General features: G+C 63.5%; 11 protein-coding genes. 6 read left to right on the forward strand and 5 right to left on the reverse strand.

Features of this window, described 5'->3' with window-relative positions; genetic code table 11:
• Positions 1 to 320 precede the first annotated feature (320 nt).
• Positions 321 to 1,784 (forward strand): sensor domain-containing diguanylate cyclase, encoded by a 1,464-nt coding sequence (locus RS694_RS13395; protein ID WP_029708670.1) that lies wholly within the window; start codon positions 321 to 323, stop codon positions 1,782 to 1,784.
• Positions 1,785 to 1,890: 106 nt separating this feature from the next.
• Here RS694_RS13395 and RS694_RS13400 read toward each other — a convergent pair whose 3' ends face one another.
• A complete protein-coding gene (locus RS694_RS13400; RefSeq protein ID WP_029708669.1) occupies positions 1,891 to 2,535 on the reverse strand; it encodes an NAD(P)-dependent oxidoreductase in 645 nt (214 codons plus the stop codon).
• Positions 2,536 to 2,646: 111 nt separating this feature from the next.
• On the opposite strand from RS694_RS13400, the gene RS694_RS13405 reads away from it, so the two are divergent.
• Positions 2,647 to 3,564, forward strand: a complete 918-nt coding sequence (locus RS694_RS13405; protein ID WP_241464106.1) for a LysR family transcriptional regulator — start codon at positions 2,647 to 2,649, stop codon at positions 3,562 to 3,564.
• A 94-nt stretch (positions 3,565 to 3,658) separates the two neighbouring features.
• Here the strand turns inward: RS694_RS13405 and RS694_RS13410 are convergent, their stop codons facing one another.
• The 4 genes from RS694_RS13410 to RS694_RS13425 form a co-directional block, all read right to left on the reverse strand.
• Positions 3,659 to 6,565 (reverse strand): aconitate hydratase, encoded by a 2,907-nt coding sequence (locus RS694_RS13410; protein WP_029708667.1) that lies wholly within the window; start codon positions 6,563 to 6,565, stop codon positions 3,659 to 3,661.
• 116 nt (positions 6,566 to 6,681) lie between these two features.
• A complete protein-coding gene (locus tag RS694_RS13415; protein ID WP_029708666.1) occupies positions 6,682 to 8,007 on the reverse strand; it encodes an NAD(P)/FAD-dependent oxidoreductase in 1,326 nt (441 codons plus the stop codon).
• A gap of 43 nt (positions 8,008 to 8,050) precedes the next feature.
• A complete protein-coding gene (locus tag RS694_RS13420; RefSeq protein WP_029708665.1) occupies positions 8,051 to 11,239 on the reverse strand; it encodes a tectonin domain-containing protein in 3,189 nt (1,062 codons plus the stop codon).
• A gap of 12 nt (positions 11,240 to 11,251) precedes the next feature.
• Positions 11,252 to 13,288 (reverse strand): type II and III secretion system protein, encoded by a 2,037-nt coding sequence (locus tag RS694_RS13425; protein ID WP_029708664.1) that lies wholly within the window; start codon positions 13,286 to 13,288, stop codon positions 11,252 to 11,254.
• Positions 13,289 to 13,666: 378 nt separating this feature from the next.
• Here RS694_RS13425 and RS694_RS13435 point away from each other — a divergent pair, with 378 nt between their 5' ends.
• The 4 genes from RS694_RS13435 (at position 13,667) to RS694_RS13455 (ending at position 23,552) form a co-directional block, all read left to right on the forward strand.
• Positions 13,667 to 17,656 carry an RICIN domain-containing protein gene (locus RS694_RS13435; RefSeq protein WP_076069695.1) on the forward strand — a complete coding sequence of 1,330 codons (3,990 nt, stop codon included), beginning with the start codon at positions 13,667 to 13,669 and terminating at the stop codon, positions 17,654 to 17,656.
• A gap of 1,077 nt (positions 17,657 to 18,733) precedes the next feature.
• Positions 18,734 to 19,432, forward strand: a complete 699-nt coding sequence (locus RS694_RS13445) for a response regulator (RefSeq protein ID WP_420805949.1) — start codon at positions 18,734 to 18,736, stop codon at positions 19,430 to 19,432.
• Between the two features lie 17 nt (positions 19,433 to 19,449).
• On the forward strand, positions 19,450 to 21,390 hold the full coding sequence (locus RS694_RS13450; RefSeq protein WP_029708660.1) for a sensor histidine kinase: 1,941 nt from the start codon (positions 19,450 to 19,452) through the stop codon (positions 21,388 to 21,390).
• A gap of 71 nt (positions 21,391 to 21,461) precedes the next feature.
• Complete coding sequence (locus tag RS694_RS13455; RefSeq protein ID WP_037247763.1) at positions 21,462 to 23,552, forward strand: hypothetical protein; 2,091 nt, start codon at positions 21,462 to 21,464, stop codon at positions 23,550 to 23,552.
• The last annotated feature ends 44 nt before the right edge of the window (positions 23,553 to 23,596 follow it).

Genomic DNA, 23,596 nt, shown 5'->3' on the forward strand with positions numbered 1-23,596 from the left:
GCGGATCAAAAAAGCCATGCGCGGCGTTGCGAAGCCTTGCCGGGGGGATACCCCGGCTGCGTTTCGCGCCTTGCGCATGGCTTTTTTGGCCGCAACCCGAAGGGAACGTGGTGAAAACAGCGCCACTCGTTGTTGCACTCCTAGCCCAGACACCCGGTCTGGGCGTCGTCGCGCACCTAGATTGGCGCTGTTTTCACCTCGTTCGCACTCGGGACATTAGTGTGAGCAGGCCCCAATCTTGCGTTGGGTCAATACCGCCGCGGACAGTAAACTGTGCCAAAGCGCACAACACAAAGACACAGCAAAGGCTTCCGATAGACATGGCACCCGCTACCTCTGGCGCAGATTTCGAACAACTGTTTGAATCCGCCCCCATTTCCCTTTGGCTGGAAGACTACAGCGCGCTCAAGTCCCTGTTTGACAGCTGGCGCGCGCAGGGCGTGACCGATCTGGAAGCGCATTTGCGCGCATCACCCGAACGGGCGCAACAGTGTTCGCGTTGTTACCAAGTGCTCAAGGTCAACCAGAAAACCCTGCAAGTATTTGCGGCCGAGAGCCAGCAGGAATTGCTGTCGCGCCTGTCCGAGGTGTTTCGCGACGACATGTTCGAGAGCATGGTGGCCGAGCTGGGCTATCTATGGAACGGCACGCTGGACTTCACCAACCACTCGGTCAACTACGCGCTGGACGGGCGGCGCATGAATGTGCGTATCCACGTGCGCGTGCTGCAAGGCCATGAGACCACATGGGACCGCGTCATGGTGGCGCTGGAAGACGTGACCGAGCACACCCAGGCGCGGACGCGCCTGGAGCAGAGCGAGCGGTATGCGCGCAACCTGTTTGATTACTCCCCCGTTTCGCTGTGGGTGGAAGACTTTAGTGGCGTGAAGGCGCTGATGGACGAGGCACGCGCCAGTGGCATTCAGGACTTCCGCGTGTTCCTGAGCGTGCACGGCGATTTTGTGAACCGCTGCATGGCCAAGATCCGCGTGCTGGATGTGAACCAGCAAACCCTGACCATGTTTGCCGCCAACCACCGTGATGAGCTGCTGAACCAACTCGACGTGGTTTTCCGCGACGAGATGCACCACAGTTTTTCGGACCAACTGATTGACCTGTGGAACGGCAAGCTGGTGCAAACGCGCGAGGTGGTGAACTACGCACTGAGCGGCGAGCTGATCAACATCCACATGCAGTTTGCCGTGCTGCAGGGCCACGAAGCCACCTGGGACATGGTGCTGGTGTCGCTGGTGGATATCACCGCCCGCAAGAAGGCCGAGGCCTATCTGGAATACCTGGGCAAACACGATTCACTCACGCGCTTGTGCAACCGTGCTTTTTATGTCGAAGAGCTCAACCGCCTGTCCCGCAGGGGCCCGTGGCCACTGGCGATTCTGGCCATGGACCTGAACTGCCTCAAGCTGGTGAACGACGCCGAAGGCCACGCCGCCGGTGACTCCCTGCTACGCCGCACCGGCGAAGTGCTGGCCAGTGCCACTGCGGGCTACCCCTACTGTGTGGCGCGCATTGGTGGTGACGAATTCATCGCGCTGCTGCCCGGCTGCGATGAGCGCGCGGCCATAGGGCTCAAAGAACGCATTGAGTCCATGATCGAACTCAACAACCAGTTCTACCCCGGCCAGAAACTGACCATGGCGATAGGCACCGCGTCCTGCACCTCCGCCTCCCAGGTGGAAGCCGCCATCCACGCGGCGGACCAGTCCATGTACCAGGCCAAGACGCGGTATTACGAAGAGGCCAAGATAGAGCGCAGGCGGGGTTAATGCGCCCCCCCCCGGTTCGCGTTGAGCTGGTCGAAACGCAGCGCTTACAAACCTGAGGTTTGTCGAAGGCTTCGACAGGCTCAGCCCGAACGGAATATGTGTCGCCTTAGTTGGCGACGGTAAAACGCTTCTGGATGTGCGCGGGCTTCTCGATCTCGTCGACGATGGCCACGGCCATGTCCTGCACCGAGATACTGCCGGGGGCGCCGCCTTCAGCCCACAAGGGCGCATCGGCACCCACGCGGTACTGGCCGGTGCGCACACCGGGGTTCAGCAAAATGGCCGGCGACAGGAAGGTCCAGTCCAGCGTGGTTTCCTTCTGGATCAGGTTCAGCGCGTCACGCGCCGCAGCGGCGGCCACCTTGTATTCGGCGGGAAATTCCGGCGTATCCACGAGTTGCACGCCGGGCGCGACAAACAGGCTGCCTGCGCCACCCACCATCAAAAAGCGTTTCACACCCGACTGCTTCACACCGGCAAAGATGGCGTGGGTAGCCTGGAGGAAGATTTCGGCGATCTTGGGTTCGGTCCAGCCGGGGTTGTAGGCGCTGACCACGGCGTCATGGCCGGCAGCGGCTATGGCCACTTGCGATGCGTCCAGTGCGTCGGCTGCCACCACAGTCAGGCCGGGCTGGGGAGCCAGTTTGCCGGGGTTGCGGGCCAGCACGGTGACCTGGTGGCCACGGCTCAGGAACTCGGTGAGCAAGGGGGTACCGACAAAACCGGTGGCGCCAATCAGAGCGATCTTCATACAAAACTCCTGTGAAAAATGGGTTGGGGAACAGAAGCCTCTAGTTTGATTACTTCACATTCTTCTGAATAGACGGTAAATTTAGCTATCACTGTGAAGTAAAACTAACCAATGAAGACCCAACCCATGGACCAACTCAAACGCATGGCCGTGTTTGCCGAGGTGGTGACCGCGGGCTCGCTCAGCGCCGCAGCCCGCCAACTGGGCATGACCCCCTCCGCCGTGAGTCAGCACCTGCGGCAACTGGAAGATGCGCTAGGCTTGGCGCTACTGCACCGCTCCACGCGCAAGCTCACGCTCACCGAGGCCGGGGCACGTTATGTGGAGGGTTGCACCGCCATGGTGGCCGCAGCGCGTGCGGCCGACCAGGCGCTGGAGCACCACCGGGACGAGCCCGAGGGTGAATTGCGCATTGCTGCGCCCATCGGCTTTGGTAGCCTGCTGGCCACGGCCCTGGCACCGCTGCGCAACTTTCCCAAGCTCAGCCTGCGCCTGATGATGGACGATGCACTGGTGGACGTGATTGCCGAACGGGTGGACATTGCCGTGCGCGTAGGTGGGCTGCCGGACTCCAGCCTGGTGGCGCGCAAACTGGGCACACTGCGGGCACAGCTGTGTGCCTCGCCCGCCTACCTGGCGGCACGCGGCTGGCCGCAGCAACCGGCAGACCTGGCCCGGCACGACTGGTTGGGCGGCCGCCCGCAGGCACCGGCGCAAGAGTCACTGGAGCTGCACACCGCCGATGGGCGGACGGCCCGGGTGCACGTAACCTCCCGCGCGTCGGCCACGCAGGTCACTGCCCTGCATTCCCTGTGTGTGGCGGGCTGGGGTATCAGCATCGTGCTCAGTGACGACGACCGCCGCGCCCTGGCCGACGGCCGCCTGGTACCGGTGCTGCCGGACTGGAGCCCTCCAGACTACGACACCTACGCCATCACCGCGCGGCGCGGCGAACAACCCGCCAAAGTGCGCCATGCGCTGGCGCTGTTGGCGAGCTACTTTGAGGCGATGGAGACGAAGGTCGCCTGAGACCCCATCCGTTCGGCCTGAGGCCTCCAAACCGTCCATGCTGAGCCTGTCGAAGCGCCACGCAGGCCTTCGGCAAGCTCAGGCAGAACGGAATTCAACCCGCCAGTAACTGCCGCAACACAAACGGCAGGATGCCGCCCGCGCGGTAGTAGTCCACCTCGATCGGTGTGTCCACGCGCAGCGTCAACGTCACTTCTTGCGTGGAGCCATCGGCGCGTGTGATGCGCAGTGTGGCGTCGCTTTGCGGCGTCAGGTTCGCATCCGGGATCACGTCAATGCGTTCATTGCCCTTAAGGCCCAGCGACTGCCAGGAGTCCGTGCCCTTGAATTGCAGCGGCAACACGCCCATGCCGACCAGGTTGGAGCGGTGGATGCGCTCAAAACTCTTGGCGACGACGGCCTTGATGCCCAGCAACTGCGTACCCTTGGCGGCCCAGTCGCGGCTGGAGCCGGTGCCGTATTCCTCGCCCGCAAAAATCACCGTGGGCACGCCGTCGGCCTGGTACTGCATGGCGGCGTCGTAGATGAACATCTTGTGGCCCTGGTCCGGGCCGTCGTGCTGATAGATCGTTACGCCACCCTCTTCGCGCGAACCGGCGGCGTCGGCCGGGATCATCAAGTTCTTGATACGCACATTGGCGAAGGTGCCGCGCATCATCACATCGTGGTTGCCGCGGCGCGCGCCGTAGGAGTTGAAGTCCGCCTTTTGCACGCCGTGCGCCAGCAGCCATTGGCCGGCGGGGGAGCTTTCTTTGATGGAGCCTGCGGGCGAGATGTGGTCAGTAGTGATGGAGTCACCAAACAGCGCCATGATGCGGGCGCCCTGCACCGAAGATTCAGTGCCTTTTGTGCCTTTAGCCCCCGTGGAACCTGCGCGACCAGCTATGGAATCCATAGCAAAATCGGCGAAGAACGGCGGCTCGGCGATATAGGTGCTGGTGGGCCAGACGTAGGCCTGACCAGCCACACCCTTGATCTTGTCCCACAGCAGGCCGGGCTCGGTCTTGACCTTGGCGTAGTTCTCGCGGAAGGCCTTGCCCTTCATCGCGTACTTGAGCAGTTTGTAGATCTCGTCACTGGTCGGCCAGATGTCGCCCAGGTACACGTCTTTGCCACCCTTGCCTTTGCCCACGGGCTCGGTCATCAGGTCGCGGTTCACCGTGCCGGCAATCGCATAGGCCACCACCAGCGGCGGGCTGGCCAGGAAGTTGGCTTTGAGGTTCGGGTGGATACGTGCCTCGAAGTTGCGGTTGCCCGAGAGTACGGCGGCGCAGATCAAATCGTTCTTGGTGATGACTTCGTTCAACTCGGGCGTCAGGTCACCCGCGTTGCCGATACAGGTGGTGCAGCCATAGCCGGCCACCGCAAAACCGAGTTTTTCCAGGTACGGCAGCAGGCCGGTTTCGGTCAGGTATTCGGTGACTATGCGGGAGCCCGGGGCCAGGCTGGTCTTGATGTGTGGCTTGACCTTGAGCCCGGCTTCCACGGCCTTCTTGGCCAGCAGGCCCGCGGCCAGCAGCACGCTGGGGTTGGAGGTGTTGGTGCAACTGGTGATGGCGGCGATGAGCACGTCGCCGTTACCGATGGTCACGTCCGACTTGCTGCTGGCGGCGACCGCCGCGGTGGGTGGAACATGGCCAGCGGCCAGCGTGGGCTTGCCGCCACCCATCTCAACCACCTGGCGTGGTGAACCCGGTGCCGTGTCGGGCGCGGTGGGCACCTTGGCATCTGGCTGGACACCAGACGCGCGCGCCAGATGCCGGGTGTGGAACACGGCCGCGCTCTGGTTGAAGCCATTCTCGGCATTGGGCTTGGAGAACAGCGACTCAAACTGGCTGGCCACCTTGCCCAGCTCAATGCGGTCTTGCGGGCGCTTGGGGCCAGCCAGGCTGGGGGTCACATTGCCCAAGTCCAGCTTGACCACCTGCGAGTAATCGATCTCGCCCGCCGCAGGCACGCCAAACAAGCCCTGCGCCTTGAAGTAGGCCTCAAAGGCTTCCATTTCGGGCTTGGTGCGGCCGGTGCCAGCGAAGTAGTCCATGGTCTTTTCGTCGACCGGGAAGAAGCCCATGGTCGCGCCGTATTCGGGCGCCATGTTGGCAATGGTGGCGCGGTCTGGCAGTGCCAGCGTGCGGGTGCCTTCGCCATAGAACTCGACGAACTTGCCGACCACCTTGTGGCGGCGCAGAATTTCGGTCACGGTCAACACCAGATCAGTTGCCGTCACGCCTTCGCGCAAACGGCCGGTCAGCTCAAAGCCCACCACGTCGGGCGTCAAAAAGTACACCGGCTGGCCCAGCATCGCGGCCTCGGCCTCGATACCACCGCAGCCCCAGGCGACAACGCCAATGCCGTTGATCATGGTGGTGTGGCTGTCGGTGCCGACCAGCGTGTCGGGGTAATACACATCCTTGGCCGTCTTGTGCACGCCGCGCGCCAGGTACTCCAGATTCACCTGGTGCACGATGCCAAATCCGGGCGGCACGACACGGAACGTGTCAAACGCCTGCATGCCCCACTTCATGAACTCGTAACGCTCGCGGTTGCGCTGGAATTCCAGCTTCATGTTCAGATCCAGCGAATTCTTCTTGCCGTAGTGGTCCACCATGACCGAGTGGTCGACCACCAGATCGACGGGTACCAGCGGCTCAATGCGTTTGGGGTCTTTGCCCAGCTTCACGGCCACACTGCGCATCGCAGCCAGGTCGGCCAACAGCGGCACGCCGGTAAAATCTTGTAGCACCACGCGGGAGACGACAAACGGGATTTCGTTGGTGCGATGGCCGGTGGGGCTCCAGTTGGCGACTTCGGCCACGTGCTCCGCCGTGACCTTTTTGCCATCGCAGTTGCGCAGCACAGACTCCAGCACGATGCGCATGGACACCGGCAGGCGGTTGATATTGGGAAATTGCTTGGCCAGCGCTGGCAGTGAATAGAACTTGCCGGTTTTGCCGGACGCGGTTTTGAAGTTCTTGAGGGTGGACGCGAAAGCGTGGGGCATGGAACTCTCCTACAGGGTGGTTGCAGATGGCACTGCATCCATTGTGGCGCGATTGCGCGCCTTGTGCAGCCCCCACACGCTTCAACCCCGCATCCAGCCCAACTACACCGTGCGTTTCAGCTGTCCTGCTTCACCACAATGCGTGCGTGCCGCTCGAACGTCCAGTACGACCAGGCCCAGTCAATCATCACGACCAGCCGGTTGCGAAACCCGATCAGGAAAAACACGTGGATAAACAGCCAGAACAGCCACGCCGGGAAACCCGTGAAGCGCAACTGGCCCAACAGCGGCACGCCCACATCCGCCACCGCGGCCTTGCGGCCAATGGTGGCCAGGTCACCGTAGTTGACATAACGAAACGGCAGCCCGGCCAGCCCCTGCATGCGCCGCAGGATGTTGGCGGCGGCGGTGCGGCCCATTTGTTTGGCGCCCGGTGACACGCCGGGCACGGGCGCGGGGTCTTTGCCCGGCACATGGCTCATGGCGGCGGCCAGATCACCCACCACGCTGATTTCGGGATGGCCCGCCAGACTCAGATCAGGCAACACCTGCACGCGGCCCGCGCGGTCCAGCGTGGCGCCAGTGGCGGCGGCCACCACCTTGCCGAGTGGCGACGCAGCCACACCGGCAGCCCAGACCACGGTGGCGGCGTTGATGCGTTGGGTCTGACCGCCCTCGTCCAGCGTGATGCCTTGTGCGTCGATGTGTGTGACACGGGCGCCCAGTCGCACTTCCACGCCAATTTTTTCCAATTGGCGTTTGGCGCTGTCGCTCAGTGCCTGCGGGTAATTGCCCAGCACGCGCGGGCCGCCTTCGATCAGCAGGACACGCGCATTTTTGGGCTGGAAGCGGCGGAACTCTCCGGTGAGTGTGTGGCGTGCAATCTCCACCATGGTCCCTGCCATTTCCACACCGGTAGGGCCAGCACCAATCACCACTGAGGTGAGCAAGGCGTCGCGTTCGGTCACGGGTGCGTCGGCCCGCAGGCTTTCGGCCTCTTCATACGCCATCAGCATCTGGCGGCGGATGACATAGGCGTCTTCCAGGGTCTTGAGGCCGGGCGCGTGGGCGGCCCAGTCGTCATGGCCAAAGTAGCTGTGCGTGGCGCCGGCGGCCACGATCAGATGGTCGTAAACCAGTGTTTGGCCGTCGCCCAACTGCACCGTACGTGCCTGCGCGTCCAGCCCCGTCACCTCGGCCATCAGCACGGTCACATTGGGCTGGCGGCGGAAGATGCGGCGGATCGGTTCGGCGATGGCCGGGGCCGTGAGCCCGGCGGTGGCCACCTGGTACAGCAAGGGCTGAAAGAGATGGTGGTTTTGCCGGTCCACCACAGTGATCTCCACGTCGGCGTTGCGCAAGGCCTTGGTCGCCTCCAGCCCGCCAAAACCACAACCAATGATGACGATGCGCGCACGCGCTGCTGATGTGTGAGAAGCCATGCCTTCATGGTAGCAGTGCAGGCCGCCCCTGCAGCCCGCAGTGTCAACGTGCCTTGTAGACCTTGAAGGTCACACCGTCCGTGCTGGCAATCATCCAGGGACGGCCATCGGGGGCCACGGCCAGATAACGGATCTGCGTCACCACGGGCGAGGTCATCACCACATCCCACTGCAGGCTGGCCGCATTCCAGCGCAGCAGGCGTGGTGAGGCACCTTGCAGGCCGATGGCAAACACCGAGCCATTGGCACCCGAGGCCATGCACCCCGGCAGCGCTCGGTCTGTGGCCGGAAAGGTCGGGCACAGCGTGATGCCAGCCGGTGGCGGGCGTTCAAAGAAGGCGTTGTTGATGTACTGGAAGGCGCGGCGTGTGTACGGGCTGTTGGTGTCGGAACGCACCAGCCAGACCACTCCCGTGGGTTCCACGGCCATCGCGTCTTCATTGCCGGGCAGTTGGAAGCTGGTCGCAGCAAACAGGTTGCTGACCGGGTTGTAGCGGTACAACGTACTCTCCTGCACACCAGCGCCGCCAGTGTCGGGCCCCATCACGTACACGCTGCCGTCGCCCAGGGCTGCCAGGTCCAGCCAGCGCTTGGTAAAGGCCGGCAGCGGTACATCGCTGATGCCCAGTGCGGCCACACCATTCACGGCCTGCCAGCTATTGTTCTTGTAGGCCCAGATTCCGCCGCTCACAGAGCCGTTCACCGGGTGGCGCCAGGTCCACAGACTGTCGGCCTGGCCAACGGCAATGCCATCGAGCTCGCCGCCCGGCATCATGGGCAAGCCGCCAGGCACAAAAGCCTGCTGCGCCGGGTCGTACGCCACGATGGCCGCAGCCCCTGTACCGCGTGCCGCCATCACCTTGCCGCTGGCGCCGATGCCAATGGCATGGATCGCCGTGGGGAAACCCGCGCCTTTGTAGGGCACTTCATCAAACACCAGTGTGGTGGAGAAGGTGAATGGCGACACCGTGGTAGTCGTATTCACAGGCGTGCTCTGGGTGGATGCAGCAACCGTGTCATCCTTGTCTTCCTTGCGGTTGAACGTCGCGCTGGCCCAAACCTCGGTGCCGTTACGCACGATCCATGGCTTACCGCCAGGACCGACGGCTACCGCCACCACACCTGTCGGGCCACTGCGGTCCCAGCGGTTGTCGCGGACGTTAAAGGACTGCAGGTTGCCATCCATATCCACCGCCAGCAGTGTGCCTTCGGGGCCAATGGCAATCTCTTTGGCGCGCAAGGCCTGGCGCTCGCAGGGTTGCACATCGCAGCGGTAGATCCAGTCGTCGCGGATGGTCCAGGGCCGGCCAGCCCCGTCCAGCGCGAGCTTCTTGCCCTTGGGCGCGGGGTCGTCCAGGCGTGGTGGCACGACTTTCTCAAACGCATCGGTCGCGGCGTTGTATTTGTAGAGCGACTCATCACTGGCCGCGGCCATCACCGTGCCATTGCAGGCCACCGCCACGTCGCGCGCCGTGAAGATGCTGCGCACCAGCAGCCACTTGCTGCCGTCGTGGCGCCAGATCTCGCCCTTGGCAGTCACGCCCCAGGGCTTGCCGTCAGGGGCCACGGCGACGCGTACCATCTGGCCCGGAAAGGCTTTGAAGCGTTGCGTGGTGTTGCGCCACTGGCCCAGGTTGCTGTCGGTGTCGATGGCCATCACATTGCCATCCTTGCCAATCGCCAGGCTACGTGCCGCACCCAGCACCTGTCGGAAATCGGTCTGCTTGAAGTCCGGCAGCTTGCCGCCCACTGCCCCACTGCATTCGCCACCACTCGGCACCGGCTCTTCAAACAGCGATGACGCATAAATCTCGCCGCGGGTATTCACCACCCAGGGTTTGTCGCCTGGGCCCACGGCCAGCGCCACGGCCTCGGTGTTGAGGGCCTCCCAGCGCTGCAAGAAGTCGTCAAAACGTGCAAGCGTGCGGTCTTTGGTGACCACAAACACATCTCCATCGGGGCCGATGGCCAGGTCGGTGGCCACCACGCCATCACGGGCCTTCCAACCCTCGGGCGCGTAACTCAGCACCTGGCCTTCACGCGTCACCACCCAGGGCGCATTGGACGAACCCACCGCCAGGCGCAGTGCGCCGACCGGCGCATTGAGCGAAACCCAACCTGCCACCACATCCCAATACGCGGGGCTGCCATCGGGGCGCAATATCCAGATCACGCCTTGCGGTGTGATCGCAATGTCCAGCGCCTGCCCCGGCACCTCGACCCATTGCGAACCACGGTAACTGAAGATGCGACCCTGTGCCGTCACCGCCATGGGCTGACCCGAGGGTGCCAACGCGATGCGCTCAAAGGCACCGGGCAAGCGTTGCCACAGGTCCTTGCCTTTCCACTGCCAGACCTCACCATCCGGCCCCAGTGCCACGGCCTGGCCTTTGGCAGAGATGCTCAATACTTTGGCCTTGCCCTGCACACGGCGCCAGGCCATGTTTTTGGTGAACACGCTCAGGTCGGTCGTCGGCCGGGCCACTTTCTGCGGCGTGCCGGTGTCATTGGTGAATATGGAGCCTTCCGGCGTGACGATCCAGGGTTTGTTCTCCGGGCCTGCGGCCACCAGTTCGGCCACGGCCAGCAGCGGGCCCCAGGTGCTCAACGCCGGGTTCCAGCGAAACGGCTGGTGCTCCGGGCTGACCATGAATGCGCTGTTGCGCACGCCCGCAGAAATGTCCTGCGCGCGGCCGGGCAGTTTGGCCCAGGTCCGGCCGTCAAACATCTGGATGCTTGCATCCGCCAGCACGACCCAGGGCAGGTCGCGGTTATCCACATCGACGCGGGTTATCGCCTTGGGCGCTCCGGTCACAGCGATAAATCCGGCGCGGGTATCGAAGCGCGCCAGGCCCCCTTCTGTCGTCACCACGTAGACCATGCCCGCAGCACCCACGCCCACATCCATCGCCTTGGGTGCGGGCACGGGCTGCCAATACGTGCCGTTGTAGCGCCATACAGCACCCTCGGCATCCACCGCCCAGGCATTGCGCTCGGAGGCGGCGTCTATGCGCCGGAAGGCACCGGGAAGGCTAAGCCAACCGGTGCTGGGCCCGGGGCGGCGCATCCACACCAGACCCTCCAGGTCCAGCGAGAACGCAGTGCCGTCGGCGCCCACTGACAGGTCCATAGCGGTGCCACGCAGCGCAGTCCAGGCCAGACGTTCCGCTGCGTTTTGGGCATGCGCGACAAGGCTTGCCCAACACAGCAAAGCCAAGAAAAGGCGTTTCACGCCGTGGCCCGGTTAGTAGTACAAAAAGCGAACCGCTGCGCGCAGGCGCTCTTCGGTGCTTTCGATGCGGTTCCAAGAGGCTGCAATGTCCCCGGTGCGGAACTCACGGTACATCGTGCCACCCTCTAACGCTTTGGTGATTTCTCCAACGTTGGGCGTGGGTTTGAACCAGGGCTTGTACTTGTCTTCAAACTCGGCCATGGCCACCTCGCTGGCCGACATGGTGGCACGCTCTGCGGCAATGTCGGCCTCGGCACGGTTGGTGTACTGCGTGCGCCGCGGCGTGAGCAGGATCAACACCGACTTGTAGTAGTCCCGCGTGACGTTGCGCGAGAACAGATACTGCACGATGGGCACGTCCTGCAGCACGGGCACACCATCGCGGTCCTTGGTCTGGTCACGTTCGGACAGGCCGGAGAGGATCAACGTTTCGCCAAACTTCATCACCACATTGGCGTTCACCATGGTCTTATTGGTGTCCAGCCGGAAGTCGAACTTCACGCTGGTGCTGGGGATGGCCAGGAAGGTGCGCTCGGCAATCACGTTGAGCTTGATCAGGTTGTCCGGCAAAAACTCGGGTGTGACAGAGAGCTTGACTCCCACTTCCTTCTGGATCTGCACCGAGCTGCCCTGCCCGCCCGACACGGCAGCGCCCACGATGTCCTGGCCCGAGAAGAAGTTGGACGGCATATTGCCCAGCGCCACCAACGTGGGCCGGGCCAGCACTTCGTTGCGCTTGGCGTTGGCGTTGGCGATGTTCAGGCTGTAGGTCAACGCAGGCACCTGAATCAGGCGCGTGATCACGCTGCTGTTGGTGCTGGTGTTGTTGGCGGAATTCAGGTTGTCGGTAGTGGTGCTGCCACCGCCACTACTGGAGAAAGCCGGTGTTTGCGACAGGGGGTTGCCGAACTGGATCTTCAAGCCGTCCAGCAAATTCACACCCATGGCCTGGGTGTTGTCTTCTTCCGTGCTGATGATGCTGACGTCGACTACCGCCATCTGCCTTTCGACGAAGCCAGTGCCACCGCCCATGCCGCCCTGCCCTAGCATGCCCGGCAGGCCTTGCATTCCTGGCATGCCGCCCTGCATGGTGTTGCCGTATGGGTTGTTGGCACCAGCCGAAGGGAAACCGGTGTTGCCACCAGCGCCGGGGAAGTTGTTGGACGGAAACTGCGTCTGGGTGAAGCCCTGCGCGCCGCCGCTGCGGTTTTGGGTCTTCATCATGCCGGCGCGCTGGTAGCTGCGCAGCCACGAGTCGACACGCAGCTCTACCTGCTTCACATCATCAGCCCCCACAGCCGCCTTGCGCAGGCGGCTCAGGTAGTTTTCAGCCTCATCTTTATTGTTGAGCGATGCCGCCACGATGGCCGAGGCGCGCAACACAGTCGGGTCTTCGGGGCGCGCCTCCATAGCGGTGCGCAGACCTTCCAGCGCTGCGGCGGCCACTTTGGGGTCGCGGTCATAGTAGGCGGCCACGGCCAGGTCGTACAACAGTTCGGGCTCGTTGCCAGCGTACAGCGCGGCATCGGCCAGGCGCAGCTTGGCCTTGGCAAAGTCACGCTGCTGCATGGCCAGCAAGCCGCTGTAGTAGCGCGCCAGCCAGTTGGAAGCGTCAAACTGGGTCGCCATCTCGAAACCCTGCTCGGCCAGCGGGAACAGGTTGCTCTCACCGGCCAGGCCACGCATTTGGTAGGCCACGGCGTTCAGGAAGTGCAGGTAGGAGTTCGACATGTCGGTCTTGACCGCCAGGTTGAACAGGTCCGAAGCCTTCTTGTAGTCCTTGGCGTCCAGCGCCTTGATGCCCTCTGCCGCCAGCATGCGCGGCGCGGTGTTTAGCTTTTCCTTGGGAATACTGCTGTAGAGGTTGGTATTGGGTTGGGCGCTGGCCAATGGGCTATCGGGCTCACTCCTGGCAAGGCTGCCCAAGGTGTCGCAGCCCGCCAGGCCCACCGACAGCAACACCGACAGCACAGTGCCCGCCCTGCGCCCGGGCAAGGCCAGCGCGCAGGAAGAAAGGGGAAACAGGGTGATCGGGAGCAAGTGGGACATGGGCAACTTTTCCGCAGGAGAAGCACTGGAGGAGCGCCAGCCGCAGGATGATACGACGTTAGGCGCACGCACGAACCGGTCTTTCGAGGGCCGCCTGTAGAACAAACACGCTACAACACCCGCTCGGCCCACCCATTAGGCTTGTAGCCCTCACAGAATATGCGCAAACAGCTACCAAATTAGTAGCAAAAAAATCCCGCCTCGTTCTTTTCTATGTCCGCCCCCCTCCATTGCGGGCGAGATTCACGACTCGGCGGCGTCAGCCCGCCCGGCAAAAATACTGCGGCAATTTGCACCGACTGGGGGTATGCTCTTTCGGTTTTTCCAGCCACTGGCACGGTGCCCGCGACTGCGAAACGTGACGAAGGGGGCGAACAAATGAAAAATACCGGTCTGCGCGGGATGGTCTTGCGGCTTTTGGCGTGTGTGGCACTGTTCATGGGCGGGCTGGCACAGCCGGCGTTCGCGCAGAATGGCCCCCACACCATCACCGCCCAACACAGCAACAAATGCCTCGGCATCAATGCTGCCAGCCCGGCCAATCAGGCCACACTGCTGCAGCAAGACTGCGCGGCAGGGCCTCACCAGCAGTTCATGTTGGTACCCAGCGAAGGCGGCTTCTTCCAGATCGTCGCCAGGCACAGCAACAAGTGCCTGGACATCAACGGTCTCAGCCAAGCCAATGGCATGGCGGTCCAGCAGTACGACTGCAATGGCGGCGCCAACCAGCTGCTCAAGTATGTCGACCGGGGCGCAGGCTTTGGCAACTTCGTTTTTAAGCACAGCAACAAGTGCCTGGATGTTTTGGGCATTAGCCTGGCGAATGGCGCCAGCCTGATGCAGTACGACTGCAATGGTGGCGCCAACCAGCTTTTCAAGGCCACACCAGTCGCCACAAGGGCCGCAGTGCCCTCGGTCCAAATCCTCACCCCAGCAGAGGCCGCAGCGGCAAACCAGCAAGCCACACAGCAGGCCGCCACCACGGCCCAAATGCAGGCACAGCAACAGGCTGCAGCCACCAAGGCCGCAGCGGATGCCAAGGCGGCGGCCGAGGCCAAAGCCCGGGCTGACGAAATGGCGCGGCAAGAGGCCGCCCGCAAAGCCGTGGCAGAGCAGTCCCAGGCCTTTATCCAACTCAAGCAGGGGCTGGACGCAGCCCTGGCCACCTTCCAGACCCGCACCACGGCCAGCATCACCGCGCTGCGGGGCGCCGCCAGCAGCCCCTTGCCAGCCATGTCGGGCAACGCGGCAGCGGACCAGAATGCGGTTGCCAAACTGAAGGCCGACGCACAGGCCGCACTGGCGCAGAACCGCCCACGCACGGTGGAGCAAACGGGCATGCTGCAGGAAGACAACCAGGCGGCCATGGAGGCAGCGCTGGAGCGCGCGCGAAAAGCCGTGGACATGGGCCAGGCCAGCAACGTGCAGCTGATCGACAGCTACTACAGCCAGATGCAGTTTGTCAGCAAACGGTATGCCGATGAACGGGATCTGGCCCTAACGACCTTGGACCAGCGCGACCTGGCGCAGACCGTTGCCATGGGGGTGACAACGGTGCCGGAGCCAAGTTGCCCCACGCCCTCGGATGGTCCCGAGTTCTGCTGGCGTGACACCGTCACCCGCGGCGTAGGCACCGTGCCCACCAACTGCCCAGCCGGCAGTGACCGGATTGGCGCGCTGTGTTATGCGCAGTGCAAGCCGGGCCAGACCCGCGTGGGCCTGGACTGCCATGCCGACTGTCCGCCCGGCTGGCGCAATGACGGCCTGTTTTGCCGGCTGGCAGAGTACGGCCGGGGCGTAGGCTACCCGTGGAAGGGCTCGGACGGACTCAGCAACAGCGGCATGCTGGGGCGCTGCAATGCCGCCGAGGCGCCCAATAGCTGCCAGATGTGGGGCGCCATTGCCTACCCCAAGTGCAAGGAGGGCTACGAGCCCTTTGGCTGCTGCCTGTGCCGCCCCAAGACCGTGCCCAGCTGCACCTCGGTCGGCCTGCGGCCCGGTGCGTTTGATTTGTCATGCGCCAAGGGCATCAACATCGGCGTCATCAAGGGCAGCATTTGCGAGGCTGGCAAGGAAATGGACGCCGGGCTGTGCTACAGGTCCTGCCCCGTCGGCTATGACGGGGTGGGGCCCGTGTGCTGGGCCAAGGCACCGGCCACCTGGCAAGACTGTGGCATGGGCGCGGCCAAGAACGGCGCCACCTGCGCCAGCGTGATTGGCGGCCAGGTGACGGCGGTCATCAAGCCGCTGATCGCTGTCGTTTCGGCGTTCCGCTCGGGTGGTGTACCAACCCAGCCGGCAAACCCCGCCAAGGTGAACGACCTAAAAGAACGCCTGAAGGAACTCCGGGCGCTCTACAAAGCCGGTGTCTCGACAGACGCCTACAAAGGCCTGAACCAGGTGAAACAGGCCTCCGACATGGCGGACTTTGAGGGCAAGATCAACGGCGTGGTGACCGAGGAAGATGTGGCCCGCGTGGCGGCCGAGCTGGCCGAGGCCAGCATTCCCTCCGGCGGGGTCACGGGCGTGGTGAAGTCGGTGACCGGCATCGTCTCGGCCTACACCTACCCCAAGTGCAGCAAGTACTTCCAGCCCAATCTGTGCCCGGCCACCACCAAGCCCGTCAGCAACGCCCCGCTGACGCAGCTGCAGCGCTCCCTGGCGGAGCAGGATGCGGCGAACCAGAAGCAGGACAAGAAACTGTCCCTGCAGGAGCAGTGCAAGGTCTGCACCCAGGGCGCGACCAACCGGGCGCAGTTTTGTGGCGCGATCGACTTCTGCGACAAGACCTGCAACGTGCCCGAGCTGGAAGTGAACGCCTGGAGGAAGGGCGCCCAAGCGGCGCAGCAGTGCTACCAGCAAGACAAGCTAATCGACTACAAGAGCTGCGAACGCATTGTGCTGGCGGCCTGCACCAGCAACGACCCCAAGGTCTGCGCCGCCAGCATCACGGCCAACTGCGGCGCGCCGCCCGCAGCCGTGGTGCCGACCGTGGTGGACAACGCCAAGGAGCTCCCGACCGCACCCGCCGGCGGCTGGCCGGCCAACTGCCCTGCCAAGAATGACGCCTCCAGCACCGAATGTATGCGGCTGGCCGTGGTCAGCGGCGACGGTCAAACAGGCGCAGGCGGGAGTTTTGGCAAACTGACAGTGCGCCTACGCTGGCGCGATGGCACGCCGGTGGCCAACTTCCCCATCTGGTTCGGCTGCATGCCCACCATCCTAAAGTCCAACGAGACAAACGCCGCCGCATTTGGCGACAACGGATGCCGGGTTGACAACGGCATATCTGCCGACGACGGCGTGGTCAAGCAAGCCATCTACACGGCCGCAGACGGCACCGCCAGTACCAGCGTGCGCGGCAGCGCAGCACGCTTTGGCGCACCACTGGTAGTGGTCGCCGAAGCCGGAAAGATGCAGACCCTCAAGATGAGCCACCCCTCGTTGACCCTGTACGAATGGCCCACCCCCACCAGCGGCTGCTACAACCCGCTGATGCGCGTCGGCAACCCGTATTGCAGATATGGGGCCAACGGTGTGACCAACTATGAGGCGAGCTCGGTGGCCTATTTCAACCTGACCCTGTCGGCCGCACAGCCGAACTCGGGCACGGGCGCAGGTGCCGCAGCCAGCGCCGTGTCGCCATGGGAAGCCTACCCCGGCAACACCAAGGCCAAAGACATCGGCGTGGGTGTAGACGCCAGCAAGAACGTGGCCCTGTGGGCCATCAACAGCAACGGTGATGTCGTCGGCGGCACCGTGGGCGCAACGCCGCAGACGCTGACGCTGGGCGGCAACGTCAAGGCCGCGCGCATTGCGGTGGACAACAAGCTGCGCCCCTGGGTCGTGGGCACCAACGGCTATGTGGCGTACTGGGACAACAACGACCAGGGCGTCAAGGCCTGGATCTCCCCCGTGAAACAGAACCCGGTCCCGCTGGCCAGTGATGTGGCCGTGGGCGCCAATGGCACGGTGTGGATGGTTGGCACGGCCGCCAACAATTACGGCATCTACCGACTCACAAGCAATGCCACCTGGGAACCCCTCTCCAGCAATGCCCGGCGCATCGCGGTCGACCCGCAGGGCAATGCCTGGGTCACCTGGTCGGACGGCACCATGTCACGCTACAACCCGCCTTCGGGCCAGGCCGCTGCAAGCTGGGTGGATTGGAGCGCCGAGCCCAAGGCGCGCGACGTCGCGGTCGCCGGCAACGGCACGGTGTATGCGGTGGGGACCGACAGCCGGGTCTACCAGCGCGTCAGCGGGAAGTGGCAGCTGATCCCCAATATGTTGCTCAACGAGATCGGCGCGAACGGCGACACGGTGTTTGGCATCAAGCCAGACCAGACGATCTGGTACTTGCGCTAAGTGACAGGACTGGGTGCTTCCGCGAAGGCGTTTGCATTGGCACTGTTCAGGCTGTAGGTCAGTGCCGGGGTAGACGCCCGCACCGGTCGCGGGGTAACTGCCAGTGGCGGGCAAGGTGGCGCCTGGATAGGTGGTGCGTGCCTGGGTCTTGATCATGCCCGCGCGCTGGTAGGAGTCCAGCCAGGAGTCCACCCGGCCTTCAACCTCCTTGAGCTCGCCCGCACCAATCGCAGCACTGCGCAATCGCGCCAGATAGTTGCCGGCCTGCTCCTTGTCATTGAGCGACGCGGCCACGATGGCGGAGGCGCGCAACACCCGCGCGTCATCGGGTTTGTCAGCCATGAGGCCACGCAAACCTTCCAGGGCGGCAGCGGAGGTCTTCGGGTCACGGTCGTAATAGGCGGCCACAGCCAGGTCGTACAGCAATTCAGGCTCTTTGCCTGCGTACAGAGCGGCATCGGCGAGTTTGAGCTTAGCCTTGGCAAAGTCGCGCTGCTGCATGGCCAGCAGTCCACTGTAGTAACGCGCCAGCCAGTTGGAGCTGTCAAACTGGGCCGCCATCTCAAAACCCTGCTCCGCCAGCGGGAACAAACTGCTCTCTCCCTGCATGCCACGCATTTGATACGCCACGCCGTTCAGGAAGTGCAGGTACGAGCTGCTCATGTCCGTCTTGACCGCCATGTTGAATAGGTCTGAGGCCTTCTTGTAATCCCGCGCATCCATGGCCTTGATGCCTTCTGCGGCCAGCAGGCGCGATGCGGAGGTCAACTTGTCCTTGGGGATGGACGCGTACAGCTGGGTTTTGGGCAGCGGGGACTCCAGCGGATTCGCCATATCGCTCTTGGCCAGGCCACCAAAACTTTCGCAGCCCGCCAGGCCCAGCGTGGCAAACACGGGAAGCAGAGCCACCACCAGGCGGCGGGGTCCGGTGACCGGATTGGACTGGATAGGTCATGAGACAGGGCTTGGGGAACGGGCTTTCCATACCGGTGCGGGCGAGTGCAGGGACGCGCCAGTGGCCTGTCTGTAGAGCGAACGCGCTACAAACGCCCCTCGAATTCGTCGCACAATGGCAGGGTGATCGAACCCGCGCGCGCCAACCACCCCGAACCCCAGCCCATCCACGTCGCCATCGTCGAGGATGACCCCGGCTTCAGCCATGCGCTGGGCCAGGTGCTGCATGCCGCACCGGACATGCACCTGGCGGGCAAAGCCGCCACCCAGGCCGAGGGCCTGACCCTGTTGCAGGGCCCACCGGCGGATGTGCTATTGGTGGACCTGGGACTGCCCGACGGCTCGGGCATCGCCGTCATCCAGGCTGCCATACAACTTTGGCCGAGTTGCAACATCATGGTCAGCACCACTTTTGGTGACGAGACCCACGTGATGCGCTCCATCGAGGCGGGGGCCGCGGGCTACCTGCTCAAGGACAGTTCCCCCGCCAAGGTGCTGGACGAGATACGCAGCCTGGCCAGTGGCGGCAGCCCTATCAGCCCCATCATTGCGCGCCAGGTACTGGCGCGGTTCCGGCAATCCGCACCCAGCCCCGCCCCACAGGAAGCGGCGGACGCCACGGTATCGCCGCTCTCTGCGCGGGAGACAGAGGTTCTGGAATTCATCACCAAGGGTTTTACGGCGCAGGAGATCGCCAAGCTGATGCAGTTGTCCCCCTTTACGGTGCGCACCTTTGTGCGGCGCATCTACAGCAAGCTCAAAGTCAGCTCCAAGGCCGAAGCCATCTACGAGGCCCGGACCATGGGCCTGTTGTCAGACTAAAGGCCTCCGTCCAGCGCATGGTTTACCGCCCCCGCCTCGCCGACATGGCACTTGCCCTGCTGGTAACAATGGCGCTGAGCGCCTGCGCCTGGCTCGCGGTTCCAGAGCACACCGCCCCGGACGCAGCGGATACCCCCCTGCACCTCACCCAAGCGGACTGGCAAGTGGAAGAGGTTGCCGCCTTCAGCACGCCCGCCCTCTCTCAGGACAGCCACGCCCTGGCACCCCTTTGGCAGCCCGTGGCGCTGCCCCTGGCCTTGCCGATTGCCCTGCTCAACCAGGCCGGCAGCGAGGCCGCCCCCCCTGCGGCACGGGTAACCTGGCTGCGTCTGGCCGTGCCGCCATTGGCGGCTTCGGTGGAGCCATGGGCCCTTTACGCAGCGCGCATCAAGACCGATGGGACGATTGCCGTGTATTTGAATGGCCGCCTGGCGCACCGTGCGCAGGCACAAGGCCCTCTATGGAACAGCACCCGCATGCCCTTGTGGCTGGTGCTGGACAACCAACAGGTGCAAGCCGTTCCGGTGTATGAAATCCTGCTGCGTGTGGAGCATTCGGCCAAAACCCAGGTGGCGGTGTCTTCACTCTGGCTCGGCCCCGAGAAGGCACTGCGCGGGCGCTACGACGTACGCCACTGGCTGCAACTGGAGCTGCCGGCCCTGCTGAGTGCTGCATTTCTGGCCGTTGGCGTGTTTGCGCTTTTTATCTGGCTGCAACGCCGGCGCGAAAGCGGCTACCTGCTGTTTTTTGCGCTGGCTGTCGCGTCCTGCCTGCGCAGCTTGCACTTTTATGTGGACCGGCCTGTGAGCAACGACTGGTTTGCCTGGCTGACTGTCAACTCGCTGTTCTGGCTGGTGGTGACGGTGCATTTGTTTCTGCGCATGGTGCACCGCCGCCCCCAGCGCTGGCTCAACCGGTGTGTGCTGGGTGCCACGCTGCTGGTTGGCGTACTGACGCTACCCGCCTTGGCAGTGTTGCCCAACACGGCCAAGATCACGCCGTTGGTCTACGCACTGGCCGGCAGCCTGGGCGCCATCGTGGTGGTTGTCGGTGGTGTGACCGCATGGCGCACTTCGCCCGAGGGGCGTTTGGTAGTCGGCGGCTTTGTGACCTGCATTCTGTTCGGCCTGTCGGACTGGTTGCTGCAAAACAACTTCGTGACCCCCGAGAGCCTGTATTTCGGCGCCTACGCCAATGCCGTGACCTTTCTCGTGTTTGGTGGGCTCATGTACCGGCGCTACATCCTGGCGATCTCCGAAGTGGAAGCGCTCAACGCGCACCTGGCCGACCGGTTGCAGGCCCGTGAAGCCGAGCTGGAACTGAGCCACCAGCGCCTGCGCGAGGTGGAAATGCAGCAGACCCTGAGCGACGAGCGACAACGCCTGATGCAGGACATGCACGACGGTCTGGGCTCCTCGCTGATCAGCGCCATCCGCTCGGTGGAGCATGGCGGCATGAGCGATGCCAAGGTGTCGCAGATCCTCAAGGACTGCCTGGACGACCTGAAGCTCACCATCGACTCGATGGAGCCGGTCGAAGCCGACCTCTTGCTGCTGCTGGCCACACTGCGCTTTCGCCTGGAGCCACGGCTGGAGGGCACGGGCATCCAACTGGACTGGCAGGTGCAGGAGCTGCCCACACTGCCGTGGCTCGACCCGTCCAGCGCCTTGCACATCCTGCGCATCGTGCAGGAAAGTATTGCCAACATCCTGCGCCATACGCGCGCTACGCAGATCCGGGTCGGCACCGCGCTGGAAGCCACGGGTGTACGGGTGACGATTGAAGACAATGGCCAGGGCTTCGATGTGACGCGGGCCCTGGCCCGCATGAGCGGGCGCGGACTGCAGAACCAGCGGCGCCGGGCCCAGGCCATACAAGGCACGGTGGAATGGCTGTCCGGCGGCACCGGCACCGTGTTCTCGCTGTGGTTGCCACTGGAGCGCGCCGACGCGCTGTAGCACATACGGGCGACATACAGACACAGCAGGTCTTCCGACAATCCCCACACTACCCTCTCAAGGAGAAGACCGTGTGGATTAAGTACCTCATTACGCTGATACAGCGTGTAACCCTGTTAAAAACTTTGGCCACATTGGCTACATTGGCCGCCCTGACATTGCCTATCGGCATTGCGCACGCGCAGAGCGTGGGCTGGGACCCACAGACGCCCATTGCCACCCGCGTCGCCTTGCAAGACCAGCGCCTCATGGTGCTGGACCCCAGTTTCTACCTGAACAAATATCCCGATCTACTGAAAGCGTTTGGCCCCAATAACCTGGAAGCCGCCAAGCAGCACTGGTTGAACTACGGCATCAAGGAAGGCCGCCAGAGCAGCTTCGCCTTCAGCCTGCCAGCTTACCAAGCCAAGAATCCTGGCATTCTTTGGGACCGCAACATCCGCACGTACGAAGCGGTGTTGGATTACTACGTCAAGCAGGGCTACAAGGAGAACCTTGATACCACGCCGCTAGACACGCCCTTCGACATGCCGATTGGTTTTGACCCGGACTTCTACCGCCAGTACTACCCCGACCTCACCAAAGCCTTTGGCAACAACTTCGGGGCATTGACCCGGCACTGGCGAGAAAACGGTAGCAGAGAAGGTCGCCTGCCCAGCCGCAAGGCACTGAGCGAAGCGCTGGCTTTGGGCGTGGACCCGGAGTTCTATGCCAACCGCTACTCCGACCTGCGCAATGCCTTTCGCCTGAATGCGCTGGCCCTGGTGCAGCACTATCAAAATATCGGCAAAAGCGAAGGCCGCTTTGCCATGCCCGGGGTGGAAAACGCGTTTGAAGCAGGGCCTCCCAGTTCCGGCCATGGCCGCCAGTATTTGCGCAAGGGAGACTGGCTTTCCACCGATCAGTACCTGAGATCCGCCTCGCGGGCCTACATCGCTGTCCAGCAGGGCGATGGAAACTTCTGTGTCTACAAGGTGGGAAGTCCGCAGGACCCTACCTACCCCGGCCTGAACTGGTGCAGCCGCAACGTCTCTGCCCCCGCCGGCCAGTACTTCACCATCTTTCAGGGTGACGGCAACCTCTGCACCTATGCCGGCACCGGCCCCGCCGACAACAAGGGCGGCATCGTCTGCCCTTCAGGCCCGCGCAACGGCGAATTCTTCCTGATCTTGCAGGACGACGGCAACCTCGTCATGTACCCCGGCAAGAACATGGCCAGCCGCACGGGCGGCGCCAACTGGAACGTGGGTTATTACAAGAACCCCAAGCAATCGCCCGGTCAGTGGATCACCAATGCGGCCAACACCGTGGCCAACGGCACCGTGATGGCGGCCAACACCGTGGCCAACGCTGCGGTCATCGCAGCCAACGCCACGGCCAACGGTGTGACCACCGCGGCCAACCAGACCGCCGCCGGCACCACCCAGTTGGCCAATACCATTGCCAGCGGTACCGTGATGGCCGCCAACACCGTGGCCAGCACCACCGTCGCCGTAGCCAACCAGGTGGCGGACTTCACCACCAACATGATCGACATGATGCGCGGCAACTGCTCCGCCTACTCCAAGTACTTCCCGGACCCGCTGGCGGGCATGCAGCAGCTCACCCTGCTGGCCCAGGCCATCAACGCCTCGCACAGCAACCAAGTCACCGGTGAAGTGATGGCCTGTGCCAGCGAGTTCAAGGCCGGCTACTACTGCCAGATCCCCGAGGAACTGGTCAGCCTGGTCAAGGACGTCAAGAGCATTCCCGATGTGGTGGCACGCTCGGCACAGCAGTCCATCACCAAGGAATGTGCGGCCAGCTTCGCACTGACCGCGCCGCCCCTGTTCATGGTCCAGGCACCACTGGCCTGCGGCGCTGTCAAGAGCATGGTGGAAGACAGCATCAAGCTCACGCAGTGCCTGATCGCCGCTGAAAAAGCCGGTGCTCTGGGCGAGCTGATCTCGCAGACCGGCGGCGGCAGCGGCACCAGCACGGCCCAGGTTTGCGAGACCGCGGGCAAGATCACATTGAAGATCGCCAAGAGCGTGTTGTCCAAGAATATCTCGGCCAACAATCCGGGCGCCCAGGTCTTGGGCTACTTCAGCAAAATCCGCGGAGCGAGCGCTATCAGCGCCACGACCTACAAAAAGCTCGCAGAACTGCCCGCCTGCCAGTGATAACGCTGTCACGCGGGTGATGGACGCCGCGGCGAAAATCCGGT

This window comes from Rhodoferax saidenbachensis (assembly GCF_001955715.1).
In the GTDB taxonomy this organism is placed as follows: Bacteria; Pseudomonadota; Gammaproteobacteria; order Burkholderiales; family Burkholderiaceae_C; genus Allorhodoferax; species Allorhodoferax saidenbachensis.

What these genes read in the sequence shown, in the direction of transcription:
- RS694_RS13415 (WP_029708666.1), bottom strand. Translation starts at nt 8,007, where the DNA reads ATGGCTTCTCACACATCAGCAGCGCGTGCGCGCATCGTCATCATTGGT.
- RS694_RS13400 (WP_029708669.1), bottom strand. Translation starts at nt 2,535, where the DNA reads ATGAAGATCGCTCTGATTGGCGCCACCGGTTTTGTCGGTACCCCCTTG.
- RS694_RS13435 (WP_076069695.1), top strand. Translation starts at nt 13,667, where the DNA reads ATGAAAAATACCGGTCTGCGCGGGATGGTCTTGCGGCTTTTGGCGTGT.
- RS694_RS13405 (WP_241464106.1), top strand. Translation starts at nt 2,647, where the DNA reads ATGAAGACCCAACCCATGGACCAACTCAAACGCATGGCCGTGTTTGCC.
- RS694_RS13410 (WP_029708667.1), bottom strand. Translation starts at nt 6,565, where the DNA reads ATGCCCCACGCTTTCGCGTCCACCCTCAAGAACTTCAAAACCGCGTCC.
- RS694_RS13395 (WP_029708670.1), top strand. Translation starts at nt 321, where the DNA reads ATGGCACCCGCTACCTCTGGCGCAGATTTCGAACAACTGTTTGAATCC.
- RS694_RS13425 (WP_029708664.1), bottom strand. Translation starts at nt 13,288, where the DNA reads ATGTCCCACTTGCTCCCGATCACCCTGTTTCCCCTTTCTTCCTGCGCG.
- RS694_RS13450 (WP_029708660.1), top strand. Translation starts at nt 19,450, where the DNA reads ATGGTTTACCGCCCCCGCCTCGCCGACATGGCACTTGCCCTGCTGGTA.